Consider the following 15,378-nt stretch of genomic DNA (forward strand, 5'->3'; position numbering starts at 1 on the left):
GCAGTCGGGCACGACCTTCCATTGCGCTGGCGCGACATCGGCCGGATGCACCGCGAAGCTCGGGCGGTGCGAGCGATGAGCGCCGCGGATGCCGCGGCCGGACGCGCCGACGCCGCGCGCATGGCCCGCACCCGGGCTCCGGCGGTCACGTACATCTCGTGGATCGCGCTCGCACTGATGACGACCGCCTCAGTGGCGAGCCTGCGGCCGTCGCCGACGATGGCGGTATACGGGCTCGCGTGCATCTTCCTCTACGTCGTGCCCGCGATCGTCTTCCTGCTCCCGACATCGCTGGTCTCGGCGGAGCTCGCCTCGGGATGGAAGGGCGGCGTCTACAACTGGGTCGCCACGGGCATCTCGAAGCCGATGGGCTTCCTCGCGGTGTGGTGCCAGTTCGCGATGACGATCTTCTACTACCCGACCCTGCTCGGATTCGTCGCGTCGACCCTCGCCTACGTGATCAATCCCGCCCTGGCGAGCAGCGGCGTCTGGACGGCGCTCGTGATCGTGGTCTGCTACTGGTCCGGCGTGTTCATCTCGTCGCGCGGGACCAAGGGCGTGGCCGGCCTCGCCAGCTGGGGCCTGATCATCGGCACCCTCATCCCCGGTGCCCTGCTCGTGCTGCTCGGGGCCGTCTTCCTCGGCCAGGGCAACGAGTCGGCGGCGCCGATGACGGCCGAGAACCTGCTCCCGCAGTGGGCCGGCCTCGCGAGCCTCGTGCTCATCGTGAACAACTTCCTGTCGTACAGCGGCATGGAGATGAACGCGGTGCACGTGTCGTCGCTGAAGAACCCCGGGAAGGAGTTCCCGAAGGCGATCTTCCTCGCCATGGGCCTCGTCCTCCTCATCTTCATCCTGCCGGCGTTGGCGATCAGCTGGATCGTCCCGGCCGAGCAGCTCTCCCTCACCGCCGGCGTGATGCAGGCATTCGACGCGGTGCTCGCGGTGTTCGACTCGCAGTGGCTCACGCCGATCATCGGCATCGCGCTGGTGGCCGCATCGCTCGGCGGCATGCTGACGTGGCTGGCCGGGCCGTCGAAGGGCCTGCTGCTGATCTCCCGTCAGGAGGGCTATCTTCCGCCGTTCCTGCAGAAGCTGAACAAGAACGGCGTGCAGCAGAACCTGCTCGTGACCCAGGGCATCATCACCACGATCATCGCGCTCGGGTACGCGCTCATCCCCCAGGTCTCGAGCGCGTACTGGATCTTCTCGGTGATCACCACGCAGGTGTACCTGATCATGTACCTGCTGATGTTCGTCGCGGCGGTGCGCCTGCGGCGCACCCACCCGGACCATCCGCGCGGCTTCCGCGCGCCGCTGCTCGTCACCATGTGCGTCGTCGGCTTCACCGCCTCGCTCGCGGCGCTGCTGGTCGGGTTCATCCCGCCGTCGCAGTTCAGTGAGGGCAACCCCCTGGTCTACTTCGTGATCGTCGCAGGCGGCGCGCTCGGCCTCGGGCTGCTCGTTCCATGGCTGTTCTACCGGCTCCGGAAGCCGTCGTGGAAGCAGCCCGATGCGGCGGCGCAGACGGAAGCGGAGGTGTCGGGATCATGAGCACCCAGATGGAGACGCAGCCGACGCGCGAGCGATCGATCATCTACATCATCACCGTGGTCGTGCTGGTCGCCCTCGGCGCGATCGCGGTGTTCACCTTCCTCGCGGCCCGCGAGGAGGCACGCGGGGTCGACAAGGCCGAGGAGCTGATCACGTCCCTCGAGGACGCCGGCGTGGACGTCACGCTCACGGCACAGCAGATCGCCGGCGTCCTTGGCGACGACGGCGGCGTGGTGTGCGCGGACCCGAATTCGGCCCTCAGCAGGGCGGCCCTGCTCGATCGGCTCGCGAACGGCGCCGGCGGTCCGGGCCAACGTCCGATCCTCGCCGAGGACCGGCTCGTCGAAGCAGGGGTCCTCATCATCCAGACCTACTGCCCCGATGAGCTCGAGGAATACCAGCAGTTCATCGACGGGCTGGAGCTCACGGACACGGAGAACTGATCGTGGGCGACCTTCGTTCACGGGTCGGCGAACTCATGGCCGCGACCGGGCGGTCCGAGCTCGCCGAACTCGTCGCGATCCGGTCGGTCGCGGACCCGCGCCAGTTCCCGCCCGAGGAGTGCGAGCGGGCGGCGCTGTGGGTGCGCGACCGGTTCGCCGAGCTGGGCTTCACCGATGCCCGGCTGGAGACGACACCCGATGGCAGCAAGGCCGTCGTCGGCTCGCGTGCCTGCCCCGACCCGGATGCACCGACCGTGCTGCTCTACGCGCACTACGACGTGCAGCCGCCGCTCGATGACTCGGCATGGCGCACTCCGCCGTTCGAGCTCACCGAGGTCGGAGGGCGCTGGTACGGCCGCGGTGCGGCCGACTGCAAGGGCAACATCCTGATGCACCTGCTCGCCCTGCGGGCACTCGGGGACGACATCCCGGTGAATTTGAAACTCGTCGTCGAGGGCTCTGAGGAGCAGGGCACCGGCGGACTCGAGGCGTTCGTCGCCGCGAACCCCGACCTGCTGCGGGCCGACGCGATCCTCGTGTGCGACACGGGCAACGCCGCAGTCGGGCGTCCCGCCGCCACGGTGACCCTTCGCGGCATGGTGAACGTCGTCGTCGGGGTCGAGTCCATGGTTTCGGAGGTGCACTCCGGCATGTTCGGCGGGCCCGCGCCCGACGCCCTCGCGGCGCTCATCGCAATCCTCGCGTCGCTGCGGGATGCAGACGGCAACACGACGATCACCGGCCTCGACGCCTCCCGGCGATGGGAGGGTGCGCCGTACCCGCCGGAACAGTTCCGGTCCGACGCCGGGGTGCTCGAGGACGTCGCGCTCCTCGGCGATGGGACCGTCTCGGACATGCTCTGGGCACGACCCGCCGTGACGGTGCTCGGCATCGACTGCCCGCCGGTGCTCGGCTCCACCGCGGCGATCGTGCCGCGCGCCGCTGCTCGGCTGAACCTCCGGATCCCACCGGGAATCGAAGCGGATGACGCGCACGCGGCGTTTGAAGCGCACCTGCGCGCAGCTGCACCCTGGGGCGTGCACGTCGAGGTCGAGACCGAGGCAGTCGGATCCCCGTTCTCGGCGGACACTGACGGGCCCGCCTACCGCGCCATGGCCGCCGCGATGCTCGAGTCGTACGGCGTGCCCATGACGACGCTCGGCCAGGGCGGGTCGATCCCGCTGTGCAACGTGTTCGCCGACACCTACCCGGGCGCGGAGATCATTCTCATGGGGGTGGAGGAACCGCTTGCCCTCATCCACGCACCCAATGAGAGCGTGGACCCGACCGAGATCGAGCGACTCGCCCTCAGCGAGGCGCTGTTCCTCCGCGGGTACCGCGCGGCGCCCGACTGACTGCGAGTCGGCGTGAGGGCGGATGTCGCAGCATCCCTCTCACGTGCGCACAACCGTGGCGTCCGTCTGCCGAATGGTCACGAAAGCGCCCGCTTCCTGCACGCGCGCGTCTTCGCTACTCTGGTGCGGTTCCAACGGCTCGGCTCGCCGTCTTCGACTGCCGCGCGAGGTGGTACATGGCTGCTTGAGTGCGACGCCGCAGTCCCGGCTTTCATCAGTGCGAGCGAGATCGAACGGATGATCGTGGCGCAGACGCTCCACTTCGAGAAGTTCGCCGCCTCATCCTGAAGGTGGCGGGTCAGCTCACCCGCCTTGACTCTCGCTGAAGCTGGTACACGGCGGCTTGGGTGCGACGCCGCATGCCAAGCTTCGTCAGCAGCCCGGACACATAGTTCTTCACGGTCTTCTCCGTGATCCCGAGCTCATCGCCGATCTGCTGGTTCGACAACCCTCGCGCGATCCCTTCGAGGACCTGCCGTTCGCGTTCGATCAGCGCACCGTACCGCGGGTCGTCCAAGTCCACTGCCGGTGCGCGACGCAACGCCAGCGCAGCCACAGCTGGAGAAATCACCGACCTGCCCGCCGCGAGAGCCCGGATGTCGCTGACAATGCCGCTCCCACGCGTGCCCTTCAAACGGTACGCGGAAGCACCCGCGAGTACGGCGGCGACCGCCGTGTCGTTGTCGTCGTACGCCGTGAGAATGAGACAGGCAACCCCGGGGCTGGACGATCTCAGGCTCCGACACAGCTCGAGCCCACTGCCATCAGGCAGCCGGACATCGAGGATGGCGACGTCTGGTTCGGCCGGATCGATCGTGGCGAGGGCCTCTGCGACCGTCGCGGCTTCACCCACCACCTCTATGTCCGACTCCAGGGCGAGCAACTGCGCGATGCCGAATCGGATGATCTCGTGGTCATCGACGATGAAGACGCGGATCATTCCGGACCGCCCGCCTCGACCATCCATTCACGCGCACGCGCGAGCGTTTCGTCCACGGCCACCAGCAGTGACGGCTGGCGGGCATTCGATCGTTCCCGCAGCTTCAACGGATCTCCCCCGGATCGGCGTGGCGTGATGCTAACACCCACGGGCGAACATCTTGAGGGTTATGACCCGCGAATTGCTGAGACCGCACGCCTCGCGGCAAGGCGTCGTGAGCGCGTCGTGAGCGCGTATACCCGCCGACCGGTGGGTCGGTCCTTCACTGACGGGCTGATCGATGCCGTCGGTATGGAGAACCGTGGGGCGAGGGACCCGAGTCCGACCGCGGGAGCGAACACATCCCGAGCGCATCGCCAGCAGACCGGACGGAGCTCGTAGTCACTTAATGGTCACAAAATCGCGATCACCTTGGTTCACTCGAGTTCACACTTCCCCGTGATTCCGGGGCTCGTGAGACTGAGTGAAGCCGAGTGAATCACTACTGGATAACTTCTGCTTCCCAAGCAGACAGCGCGGGTTCGATTCCCGTCATCGGCTCTTCGTAAATTGCCTGATCAGCGGCACTTTCTATGCTCGCCCAGCAGGCAGGCAATCCCGCATTACGCACGGAAACAGTCCACGCGGATGCACTTCGATAGGTTCGCAGGGCTGATCAGGGATTTCGACTAGCGCGGAGCCGCGACTCTCGATTGCAGAATCACTCTCGTAGTCACTTAATAGTCACAAATTCGAGCGGACCCTCCGCCTCAGCGCCCGCCGACCGACGGTCATGCGCCTCGACTCATCGACTCGCTCGCGGTGGGACACTGATCAGTGTGACCGTCGAGTTCGAGTGCCGGACGCACGTGCCCGCCGGCGTGCAGGCGGCATTCGACCGCTCTCGGAGCATCGACCTTCACATGGCGTCCATGTCCGATTCGCGCGAGCGCGCGATCGCCGGTGTCACCGCCGGTCTGATCAGCGAAGGCGAAGAGGTCACCTGGCGGGCGTGGCATTTCGGGGTGCCGATCCGAATGACCAGCCGCATCACCGCGATGACGGAACCGGGGCACTTCGTCGACGAGCAGGTGCGCGGCCCGTTTCGCTCGTTCCGGCACGAGCACGAGTTCCGACCGGACGGGTCCGGCACGCTCATGATCGATCGCGTGAAGTTCGACGCGCCACTCGGACCGCTCGGCACGATCGCGGAATTAGTGATCGGCCCCTACCTGCGCCGCCTCATCGAGAAGCGCAACGCTCACATCGCGGCAACCGACTGATCACCGCCGATCCCTCTGCAGACAGTGAGGGGTCGTGCTCGCGGGTCGACGGCGATGAGATGCTGGCAGATGTGACAAGGGCACCGGGAGCACGGCGACGAGCGGTCCTCGTGATGGCCGCTCTGGTTCTTGTCCTCACCGGCTGTCGCACGGAGTACCACGGCTTTGACAGTGGGATCGACGGTGTGCTGGCGCGGGAGATCGCGTCCTTCGAAGACCCCTTGTCGTGGAGCCTCTTCCGGCCGGACGTCGAGGACAACGAGCCGGCCGCCTACTTGGACGCGATCGACGGCCAGCGTTGGGACGGGTCCGAAGACGCCGCGGGCCTGGACCTCCGCATGGGCGGAGTGGTCCTCTATGAGACGACCACGACCGATACCGATGTCGAGCTTTCTGTATTCATCGCCTCGGGTCCACGACCCGATGTCGCGACCGACGAGGGTCTGAAGTACCGGGGTCCGAGCACGGTATTCACGTGCTACGGGATCAAGGCTCAGTTCCAGCCCATGTCCCTGCCCTCCGTCGACCGGGCCATCTTCGATGACTGCCCGTCAGCACTCGTCGAGCTGCTCCCCGAGGACGCGGCGTTCGCCAGCGCCGAGGTGTTCGACGGGTGAATGCGCGAGCTCGCTCCGAATCGGCCACGGATGCCAACCCACTTCCGCGAGCCATCGGCCCACGGGCGCTTCGCCCGAAATGTGAGCCGGGACCTAAATTGATGGGATGCGCGGCTTCTATGTAGATGAACGGGACTCGACGTGGGAGCGCGATGATGCTCGCTATCGGATCTATGTCTTCAAGGGCGCTGACAACGCGACAACGACCTTCGACCTCCTCGAGGCGACGATCGAGCAGGCGCTGGAGTCAGCGTTGGCGCTGTCCAACGGAGATGAGCACTTATGGTCTCTTGCACTTGTCGAGAACGACTCACGTGGGTTGCGCGGCTTGATCTGGTTGTCAGGGATGGATTACAACGACCCGCCGAGCTCGGCTCGCGAGTGGCAGCGGCGGCGCCAGATGCAGGACCGGTATCTGCTCGACAAGGATCGGCGAGGAATGCCGACGGTACTTCCGAACGGCTTGCGCGTCATCCGGATGTTCCCCGAGTGGGTGAGTGGGTGGCCGCTGTGGGAGGACTTCACCGACGACTATCGGCTCACCGGCCACGACCTGGCGCTCACCCCAGAGCTCAGCCAAGCCCTGTACGACTGGAACGAGAGGTGGCTGACGCGCCACACGGACGACCCAGTTCCTGGAGGCTGGCGAGAGCAGGGCGAGCACCTCTTCCTTCAGCTGCAAGCCGAGCTGGACGGGGTCGCCGAGGTGCGGCCCGAATTCATGTCCTGACCTCTCGCGCCCGCAGAGGGATCGTCCGCGCGCCGCCCGGTGGCCGGCGTGCGGGCGGTCAAGGACGCGCTGATCTTATTGAGGGACGGCCGCCCAAGCGGTGACAGGCTGGCAGCATGAGTCCTGAATCGAACTCGAGCCTGTTCGCCAGCAGCGCTCGATCAGATGCGAGTCCGTCTAGGCACGACGAATCGTCTTTTCGATTTCTTGACCGCGTCGCGGGCCCCTTCTGGGACCAGTCCCGGGCTCTGATCGATGCATGGCTGAGCCGTTATCCGGAGTCGGATCAAGTTGGATTGCGCGCGCGCCTGCGGTCGGATGACGATCGGGTATTCAATTCAGCGTTCTGGGAGCTGTACCTTCACGAGATGTACCGCCGGGACGGCTGGTCGATTGAGGTTGAACCCACGCTGCCCGGAGTGAGTACCCGTCCGGACTTCCTAGTTTCCAAGGAAAGCGAGAGCTACTTTGTCGAGGCGCGTTGCACGTTCCAGGCGAATGATCGCGCCGCGGCGGCACGGCTGCAGGACGTCTACGCATCACTCGACACGATCGACAGCGGTGCCTTCCACCTTGCCGTAACGACAGTGCGCATCGGGCAGAGCTCACCATCGACGCGATCCCTGCGCGGACGGTTACAAGACTGGCTGAAGCAGCTCGACCCCGACGCGGGCGACGATTCCTTCGCCGATGACGACCCGTCTCGACAGTACGAGTGGGTGGACGGCGACTGGCACCTGCGGTTTCATCCCGTTCCCCGCCGCGCGAATGTTCGCGACGTGCGGGCTGAGCGTCCTCTTGGGGTGTTCATACCCGCCGGCGCCGAGTTCATCGATGACATCGGCAGCTTGCGTGGCGCTCTCGCTGAGAAAGGCGCGAAATATGGTGAGCTCGCACATCCGCTGGTGCTCGCCGTGAACGTAGGGAGCGGATTTCATGATGATCTCGATACCGAGCAGGCTCTGTACGGGACAGTCGGCTGGAGATTCGACTCCGCTGATCCCGTCGCCGAAACTGTCCCGATCTTGACGGAGCCCGGGTACTGGGGCTGGCCGGGTCGATCGGCCCACACGCACGTTGCGGGAGTGCTGCTCGCGGAGGGCATGCATTACGCGAGGGTCGCGCACTATAGCCCGACGTTCTGGCCTCATCCATACCCGGCGCAGGGCATTGATCCGCTACCGGTCTGGAAGCTTGCACTGCCCGGTCCCGACGGGCTGGCGCGCACCGGTCCGGCGATCTCGCCCCATGTCTTCTTCGAACTTCCCCCGGACTGGCCACACGGCGAGCCGTTTCCGCGACGCAACGTCCGCGACTGACCTGCGCAATGAGGGATCGAGATCGGACATAGGGTCGAGGCATGAAGGAGGCGGCATCCCCAGCGGTCGGAGGCATCAGCGTATTCGCGCTGCTGGTCGTTCGAGGCCTGCTTCTATGGATTGTCATCCCGGTCGGCTTCATCGCTTGGTTGCTCTTCGGCTGGGTTCTTGGCGTCGGACCAGGTCAGTTCCTCGGATGGGTCGACCTCAACATGATTGCCGCGCTCCAGCGGGTCCTTGTCCACCGCGTCAACGGCGAGTGGCCAATGGCACGAGTCGCTTTCGTGCCGATTGGCAAGCTGCAATCCGTTCGTCATCGCGTTAGCGTGCTCGATCCCGTCTGAGGGCGTCGTCATTGAGGGATCCCTCATCGAGATCGGGCGCGGTTGGAAGGAAACGTCCTCGGCATGCATGTCGGCTCGCCGATATGGTCATCAGGATCGAGAGGACTCGAAGGTTGACTGAGCGGATCGCCCACGCTGCACGCCCAGGTTGGTACGAAGACCCGGAAGCACCGGACCTACTTCGGTGGTGGGACGGCACCCACTGGTCAGACGATGCATTCCGACCCAAACCGCTCGCCGACCAGCGAGCGAATCCCTTCGCCGAGCGCGCTCGGACAATGTTCTTCTGGGCATTGGGCGTGGTCCTGCTCTTCTGGATCCTCCCGGTCGCTCTGACCTTCGTCCCCAGCAACGAGATGCAGACCCTCGGCGTCATCCTGGTGTGGGCCGGAGCTCTTCCCGGGCTGGTGCTCATCGTTCTGGCGGTAGTGTTCGGCGCGATCGGACTCAGTCGCGCGCGGCAGGTCGAAGGCCAGGGGCGCACTTCAGCTCTCACCGGGCTGATCGGCGGGATCAGCCTCTTCCTGGCGCCCGCGGTGCTCGGCATAGTCGGGATCGCAGCGGCGGTCGTTCTCACGAACGTCTGACCGGTCCGCCGAAGTACGGACGGTCTGCGGTTCTCGTATGGCCGATGCGGTGGAGTGCCCGATGAAGAGGGTCCCAACTGCAACGGCACTATCCGTTCGGCCACCCCCTCGACGATCGGCTCGCTACGCGAATGGTGCACCTATCGGGGTCGCCATTATGGTGAAGCGTGCAATGAGAGACCCCATGGTCGACCGCCGGAGCCGACTCGGCTCGCGCGCATTCCCCGCAGGTAGGACGGAGCTCGTAGTCACTTAATAGTCACAAAATCGAGATCACGTTGATTCACTCGAGTTCACACTCGCCTGTGATTGCGGGGCTCGTGAGCCCGAGTGAAGTCGAGTGAATCACTACTGGATAACTTCTGCTTCCCAAGCAGACAGCGCGGGTTCGATTCCCGTCATCGGCTCTGATCAGGGGTTTTCCCGCGAGAATCGGCTGCGATATCGATCGCGAATCGCCTCTAGTGGTCACTTAATCGTCACTTTGTTCTCAAACTCACGGGTCTCAGAGGGACTCATCTGGGCCCCGAGGCAGGCGCGATCGCACGTATCCCGCGGCGGTTACGCACGCAGCGGTGAACCCTCGGCCGCGGACAACCTGCACCGGCCATCACTCTTGGCCGGTGCAGGTGACAGGTCAGCCCTTCACAGCCGATCCCGCGACGCTCTGGACGAAGTACCGCTGGAAGATGAGAAAGATGACCAGCACCGGCAGCACCAGCAGCGTTCCGAACGCGAAGATCTGTCCCCAGTCCGGCGGCTCGCGGTCCGAGAAGACGCCCATCTCGAGCGGCAGCGGCCGTACCGCTGGGTCCGCCGTCACGAGCGAGGGCCACAGGAACTGGCCCCATGAGCTCAGGAACGTCAGGATCGCGACGGTCGCGAATACCGGCTTCGCGTTCGGCACCACGACGCGGAAGAAGGTGCCCCACGCGCCGAGTCCGTCGAGCCGCGCCGCCTCCTCCACGCTCTTGGGGACATTGAGGAAGAACGTGTAGAAGAGGAACACCGAGAACGCGTTGGCGATGAACGGGATCATCTGCACCAGCAAGGTGTCTCGCTGACCTTGCATCAACGACATCAACGGGATTGCGACGGACTCGAAGGGCACGATCACGAGCAGGATGATGAGGATGAACGCCTTGTCCCGTCCGACCCATTCCAGCCGGGCGAAGGCGTATCCGGCGAGCGAGTTCACGATCAGTCCGCCACCGACGACGACCACCGAGATCGCGATCGAGTTGAACATGAACTGCCAGAAGTACCCGGTCGCATCCGAGTCGAGGGACTCGAACACCTTCGCGTAGTTGTCCAGTGACAGATTGATCGGGAGGAACCCGGCGAATCCGTCGAGCACTTGCGACGTCGGCTTCAGGCTGCCGATGAGCAGGTAGTAGATCGGGGCGAACATCAGCAGGCCTGCGACGACCATGATCGCGTAGTCGCGGATCGCGGCGCCGGTGCGGCGGCTGCGGTGGGTGGTGCTCATCCTTCGCTCCTCTGGCGCAGCACTGCTCGTTGGATCAGGGTGATGCCGACGATGATGAGGAAGAGCACGACGGAGATCGCCGATGCCCGTCCGAGGTTGTTCTCGCTGAAGATCGCGTTGGTCGCGGTGTACAGCAGCGTCTGCGTCGCTTCCTCGTTGGCGCCGGCGGTTCGAATCAGGATGTACACCTGGTCGTAGACCCGGAACGCGAGGATCGTGGTCAGCAGGGTGACGAAGATCAGGGTGTTCCGGATGCCGGGGACGGTCACGTGGCGGAATTGCTGCCATGCGTTCGCCCGGTCCAGTCGCGCCGCTTCGTACCGCTCTTCCGGGATCTCCTGCAGCGCGGCGAGGATGATCACCATCTGGAATCCGACACCCTGCCAGATCGAGAGCAGGATGACCGATCCGAGTGCGGTCGCGGACGACCCGAGCCAGTCCTGGGCCGGCACGAGCCCGCCCGTGACGAAGCTGACCGAGGCGTTCAGGAGGCCGCTGTCGCTGCGGTCGAGGATGAGGCGCCAGATCACCGCGACGAGTGCCATGGGGAAGACGACGGGCATGAAGAAGAACGTGCGGAAGAACCGGACGCCCTTCAGCTTGCGGTTCAGCAGCACGGCGAGGAGCAGTGCGAGGGTCGTCTGTACCGGGATGACGACGACGGCGAAGACGAAGTTGTTCAGCAACGATCGTAGGAATGTCCCGGAGAGTACTGGGTCGGTGAACAGGCGGATGTAGTGGGTGAGTCCCCAGAACCGGGGAGGTCGGGCCATGTCGGCCTGCACGTTGTACAGCGACAGCACGACGGCCGCGATGAAGGGAACGGCGACGAAGGCGATGAGGCCGAGGATCGCCGGCAGGGACATGAGAACGCCGTCACGGGTGTCACGCAAACGGCGACGCGGCGTGCGTGCATCGATCGCTGCGGCGCGTATCGGCGTTGATACGGGGCTGGCCATGAGAGTCGCCTTTCTGCTGGTCGGTGTGGGCGCCCGAGGCCGGGCGCCCACACGCGGATCAGGGCTGGTAGCCGTCGTTGTCGGTGAAGTCCTGGTCGATCGAGGCGGCCGCGTCGTTCAGCGACTTCGCCGGGTCGGCGCCGCCCCAGATCGCGGAGAGCGCGCTGGAGAATTGCGACGTGACGGTCGGATACCCGGCGGTCACCGGCCGGTAGACGGCGATGCAGGAGTCCGTGATGGCGTCGGAGGCGCACGCGTTGGCGAGCTGCTCGCCCCACAGCGCCAGTCCGCCGCCTTCGCTGTACAGCGCCTCGGCTTCGAACACGGACTTCGTCGCCGCGGGGGCGCCGTTCGCTTCGATCATGGCCGTGACGTTCTCGTCGTTCAGCAGGAAGTCCAGGAACGCCCCGGCAGCGGCGCCGTTCTTGGTGCCGGAGCCGATTCCCCAGGTGAGCGACCCCGCGCCCGCCTTCGGACCATTCCCGAAGTCGGGGAGCGGCATGACGACCAGGTTGTCGCCGAGCGCTTCGCTGTAGACCGGGTAGTTCCAGTGGCCGCCGATCCCGAGGGCGACCCGTCCGTCCGGGAATGCCTTGAAGTCGGCGTTGGAGTCCACGAACGGCTTCCAGTTCGCCACCTCCGTCAGCGCCTCGACGCTTTCGTCGGAGTCAATCGCACCGGCTGCCGTGTTGTCGACCAACAGGTTTCCGCCGGCCGACCAGACGAACGGGGCGAAGGCGTAGGTGCCCCATTCGCCCGCGAGCCCCGCCTCGTTCAGGTCGAGCGACTTTCCCGACGGGCTCGCCTCGGCGAGCGTCTCGAGCGCAGCCGCGAACTCCTCCGCGGTCCATGCGGTGTCGATCGAGGTGGGGTAGGTGACCCCGGCGGCGTCGAGCATCGCCTTGTTCCCGTACAGGCCCATCGCCGAGTCGAACTGCGCCAGCGCGTACAGCTCTCCGCCAGAAGTGCCCTCCGCGATGGACCCGTCGGTGGCGTTGTCGATGGTGTCCTGCGAGACGAAGTCGCTGATAGGGGCCAGCTTTCCGTTGTAGACGTAGCTGGCGAGGGTGGGCCCGTCGATCATCAGCACATCCGGCAGTTGGTCCTTCGGGGTGCTGGTGACGGTCGTGGTGTACGTGTCGGATGCGATGAGCCGCAGGTTGGCGGTGACCTCCGACTGCGATTCGTTGAACCCGTCGACGGCGGCCTGCAGCGCGGCATTCTCGGAGTCCTGCCCCTGCGAAGCCCAGACATTGATCTCGCCGGTGCCGTCGCCGGCCTCAGCGTCGCCCCCTCCGGGCGCGCATGCCGTGACGGAGAACACGGTGGCGGCCACCGCGAGGGCGGCGAGCGCACCGCGACGTGCGATACGTGTGATTCTCATGATTCTCCTCTGGTGTTGTACCCGACTCTGGATACGTGCGGCAGGCGGGGGTTGGTGCGGCTCCGGGCGCGCCTGCAGCGAACCGGAGGTGTCTGAGTTGGGCCGCATCATCGCCGGCCCGCAGGTGAGGTCGCGACGCCCGGCAGGCCCGACGCGTCGAAGGTGAAGGGCATCGGATCGGTGATGCCTCCGACGAACGGGTGACCCGCATCCGCGTTCCGGAATGCGAGGAACGCGGGCCGGCCTTGACGGTCTTCGACCAGCCGCCCCGAGTACAGCTCCGTTGTGGTCAGCGGCTGGGCCGCGGTCACGTCGAACGGGCTGGTGGGATCGTCCAACACCACTGCCCAGGTGCCCGCATCGGCGACCCGGTCCGCGTGCGCACCTGACAGCGCGTCGCGCGTCGCGGAGAACAGCAGCACCCATCGCCCGCCGACCTGGGTGACCTGCGGAACCTCCAGATGCGCGAAGCCCGAGCCCGGAGCCGTGAGAGGGGGGCGGACCTCCCACCGGAGCAGGTCTGGTGAGAACGCGTGCCCGATCACCCCGCGATCGTCGAGCGCACCGTGGTTGGCGCGGGCGGTGACGAGCATGTGCCATCCCGTTCCCTTCGGGTCGCGGAACACCCATGGGTCGCGCCAGGCCTCCTCCTTCCAGCCCGACGTGCCCCAGGTCTCGTACCAGCGCGCATCGGCGGCCACGACGGGCCCCGGCTGCTTCTGCCAGTGGATGAGATCGGCTGAGGTGGCAACGCCGACGGTCTCGATGTTCGCCATCAGGGGCTCGTCGCCGAGGAACTCCGAACCGGTGTAGAACATCCGCCACAGGCCGTCGTCACCTCGAACCACGCACCCGGTCCACGTCGCGGTCTGGTCGAACGAACCGGGCAGCCCCACATCGAACGGGGATTCCCGGACGTCCCACTCGACCAGGTCGGTCGACACGGCGTGCCCGATGCGCGCGAACCGGTGCCGACGCTCTTCACGTTCCAGCGAGGTCGGCGCGTGCAGGAAGTAGATGTGGAACCGCTCGCCATCGTCGGCGAGCCAGAAGTCCCAGACCCACGCACCGTCGACGTTCAGCACGGTCGGCCGCCCGTCCGCTCGTCGCGCGCCATCCGGAGTTCGTCGATACCCATGGTTCCCTCTTCGTTGAAGCTTCCAGCCGGTTGCTAAACCGCTTGACTAGTTAAGTTAGGCGGTTTAGCACGGCAAGTCAAGCGGTTTAGCAGAATCGGAGATAGCATTGCCTTCGACAGCCGAATGGAGGACACGTGGCCCAGCGACGAGTCACCATGGCCGACGTGGCCAAGCTCGCCGGTGTGTCGCCGACCGCGGTGTCGCTGGTGCTCAACGACCGACAGGGCACCCGGCTGTCTGCAGACGCGGCGGCCCGGGTTCGCGCCGCCGCGGATCAGCTCGGATATCGACCGAACCTCACCGCGCGCGCCCTCAGTACGCAGAAGTCACGGGTGATCGGCTTCATCTCGGAGCAGGTCACCACCGACCGACTCGCCAGCGGCCTCATCCGTGGTGCCCTTCGGGAAGCGAAGCGGCAGAACCACGTGCTGTTCATCGCGGAGACGGAGGGCGAGGCCGACGCCGTCGATGAGGCGGTCGATGCCCTCATCGACCGCCAGGTCGACGGGATCATCTATGCCGCGACGCGCCCGCAGAGCCTGCGGGTTCCCGAACACGTCGGCAGCACGCCGGTCGTCATGCTCAACGCCGTCTCGGACGACGGGCGGAACGCGGTGCTGGCCGATGAGTACGCCGGCGCGAGGGACATCGTCGGCCTGCTCCTCGATGCCGGGAACACCGGCAACGTCGTCATCATCGGTCGCTCACTCGACCAACCGGCCGACGAGTGGCTCACGGTGGCGGTCCGTCGGCGACTCGACGGTATCTGGGACTCGCTGAACGAGCACGGGATCCAGCCCATCGCCCAGGTCCCATGTCAGCCCTGGTCGGTCAGGAACGGATACGCCGCCGTCCGCGACCTCCTCGCTGCCGGCGTGCAGCCGCACGCCATCATCTGCCTGAACGACCGACTCGCGTTCGGCGCCTACCGCGCGCTGTCGGAGGCGCATCTCTCGCCGGGCCGCGACGTGTCCGTCATCGGCTTCGATGACGATGACATCGCCGTCTACCTCGAGCCGATGCTGACCACCGCGGCCGCCCCGTTCGAGGAGATGGGCGCCCTCGCCGTGCAACTCGTGCTGGACGGCGAGGGCGAGCACGGAGAGCGCCTCGTGCCCATGCCGATCCGGGTCCGCGACTCCGTCAGGCACGCCGCACGAGTCGCCGCCGACTTCGACACGAGCAGCGAGCCCGACTGGACGAGGTGAGTCCCCTCGGAGCCCGCGCTGAGCAGTACTCCCCCAGGCGCAAAATGG

Annotated in this window: 15 protein-coding genes, 1 tRNA gene and 1 pseudogene; 12 read left to right on the forward strand and 5 right to left on the reverse strand. The window is 66.1% G+C overall.

Features of this window, described 5'->3' with window-relative positions; translation table 11 throughout:
• Positions 1-75 precede the first annotated feature (75 nt).
• The 3 genes from gadC to AC3RKB_RS05015 are packed head-to-tail and all read left to right on the forward strand — an operon-like array spanning position 76 to position 3,352.
• The gene (gene gadC, locus AC3RKB_RS05005; RefSeq protein WP_491436755.1) at positions 76-1,554 is read left to right on the forward strand and encodes a glutamate/gamma-aminobutyrate antiporter GadC; all 1,479 of its coding nucleotides are present in this window, start codon (positions 76-78) and stop codon (positions 1,552-1,554) included.
• Positions 1,551-1,997: a hypothetical protein gene (locus AC3RKB_RS05010; protein ID WP_491434884.1), complete on the forward strand. Its 447-nt coding sequence runs from the start codon at positions 1,551-1,553 to the stop codon at positions 1,995-1,997. Before gadC ends, AC3RKB_RS05010 begins: the two co-directional genes overlap by 4 nt.
• Before the next feature lie 2 nt (positions 1,998-1,999).
• On the forward strand, positions 2,000-3,352 hold the full coding sequence (locus tag AC3RKB_RS05015) for a dipeptidase (RefSeq protein WP_491434886.1): 1,353 nt from the start codon (positions 2,000-2,002) through the stop codon (positions 3,350-3,352).
• Between the two features lie 298 nt (positions 3,353-3,650).
• Here the strand turns inward: AC3RKB_RS05015 and AC3RKB_RS05020 are convergent, their stop codons facing one another.
• Complete coding sequence (locus AC3RKB_RS05020; protein ID WP_491434887.1) at positions 3,651-4,292, reverse strand: response regulator; 642 nt, start codon at positions 4,290-4,292, stop codon at positions 3,651-3,653.
• A gap of 468 nt (positions 4,293-4,760) precedes the next feature.
• Between AC3RKB_RS05020 and AC3RKB_RS05025 the strand changes: the two genes are divergently transcribed.
• From AC3RKB_RS05025 to AC3RKB_RS05060, 8 genes and pseudogenes are all read left to right on the forward strand, one after another.
• Positions 4,761-4,832 (forward strand) — tRNA-Gly (locus AC3RKB_RS05025).
• Positions 4,833-5,110: 278 nt separating this feature from the next.
• Entirely contained in the window at positions 5,111-5,554 is a 444-nt protein-coding gene (locus AC3RKB_RS05030) for an SRPBCC family protein (RefSeq protein ID WP_491434889.1), read from the forward strand.
• 59 nt (positions 5,555-5,613) lie between these two features.
• On the forward strand, positions 5,614-6,171 hold the full coding sequence (locus tag AC3RKB_RS05035; protein ID WP_491434890.1) for a hypothetical protein: 558 nt from the start codon (positions 5,614-5,616) through the stop codon (positions 6,169-6,171).
• A gap of 106 nt (positions 6,172-6,277) precedes the next feature.
• Positions 6,278-6,901: a hypothetical protein gene (locus AC3RKB_RS05040; RefSeq protein WP_491434891.1), complete on the forward strand. Its 624-nt coding sequence runs from the start codon at positions 6,278-6,280 to the stop codon at positions 6,899-6,901.
• Positions 6,902-7,017: 116 nt separating this feature from the next.
• The gene (locus tag AC3RKB_RS05045) at positions 7,018-8,220 is read left to right on the forward strand and encodes a hypothetical protein (protein ID WP_491434893.1); all 1,203 of its coding nucleotides are present in this window, start codon (positions 7,018-7,020) and stop codon (positions 8,218-8,220) included.
• 41 nt (positions 8,221-8,261) lie between these two features.
• Positions 8,262-8,564: a hypothetical protein gene (locus AC3RKB_RS05050; RefSeq protein ID WP_491434894.1), complete on the forward strand. Its 303-nt coding sequence runs from the start codon at positions 8,262-8,264 to the stop codon at positions 8,562-8,564.
• Positions 8,565-8,647: 83 nt separating this feature from the next.
• Positions 8,648-8,779 (forward strand): annotated as a pseudogene (locus tag AC3RKB_RS05055) (DUF2510 domain-containing protein); the annotation flags it as partial.
• 63 nt (positions 8,780-8,842) lie between these two features.
• Positions 8,843-9,151 carry a hypothetical protein gene (locus AC3RKB_RS05060; RefSeq protein WP_491436837.1) on the forward strand — a complete coding sequence of 103 codons (309 nt, stop codon included), beginning with the start codon at positions 8,843-8,845 and terminating at the stop codon, positions 9,149-9,151.
• A 637-nt stretch (positions 9,152-9,788) separates the two neighbouring features.
• Here AC3RKB_RS05060 and AC3RKB_RS05065 read toward each other — a convergent pair.
• The 4 genes from AC3RKB_RS05065 to AC3RKB_RS05080 form a co-directional block, all read right to left on the reverse strand.
• On the reverse strand, positions 9,789-10,640 hold the full coding sequence (locus tag AC3RKB_RS05065; protein ID WP_491434896.1) for a carbohydrate ABC transporter permease: 852 nt from the start codon (positions 10,638-10,640) through the stop codon (positions 9,789-9,791).
• Positions 10,637-11,506, reverse strand: coding sequence for a carbohydrate ABC transporter permease (locus AC3RKB_RS05070; protein ID WP_491434897.1), 870 nt, complete (start codon positions 11,504-11,506; stop codon positions 10,637-10,639). The genes AC3RKB_RS05065 and AC3RKB_RS05070 overlap by 4 nt, the downstream gene beginning before the upstream one ends.
• Positions 11,507-11,657: 151 nt before the next feature.
• Positions 11,658-13,094: a sugar ABC transporter substrate-binding protein gene (locus AC3RKB_RS05075; protein ID WP_491434898.1), complete on the reverse strand. Its 1,437-nt coding sequence runs from the start codon at positions 13,092-13,094 to the stop codon at positions 11,658-11,660.
• Positions 13,091-14,068 (reverse strand): glycosyl hydrolase family 32, encoded by a 978-nt coding sequence (locus AC3RKB_RS05080; RefSeq protein ID WP_491434899.1) that lies wholly within the window; start codon positions 14,066-14,068, stop codon positions 13,091-13,093. The genes AC3RKB_RS05075 and AC3RKB_RS05080 overlap by 4 nt, the downstream gene beginning before the upstream one ends.
• Positions 14,069-14,256: 188 nt before the next feature.
• Between AC3RKB_RS05080 and AC3RKB_RS05085 the strand changes: the two genes are divergently transcribed.
• Positions 14,257-15,330: a LacI family DNA-binding transcriptional regulator gene (locus AC3RKB_RS05085; RefSeq protein WP_491434900.1), complete on the forward strand. Its 1,074-nt coding sequence runs from the start codon at positions 14,257-14,259 to the stop codon at positions 15,328-15,330.
• The last annotated feature ends 48 nt before the right edge of the window (positions 15,331-15,378 follow it).

Source organism: Agromyces capsici, assembly GCF_058349965.1.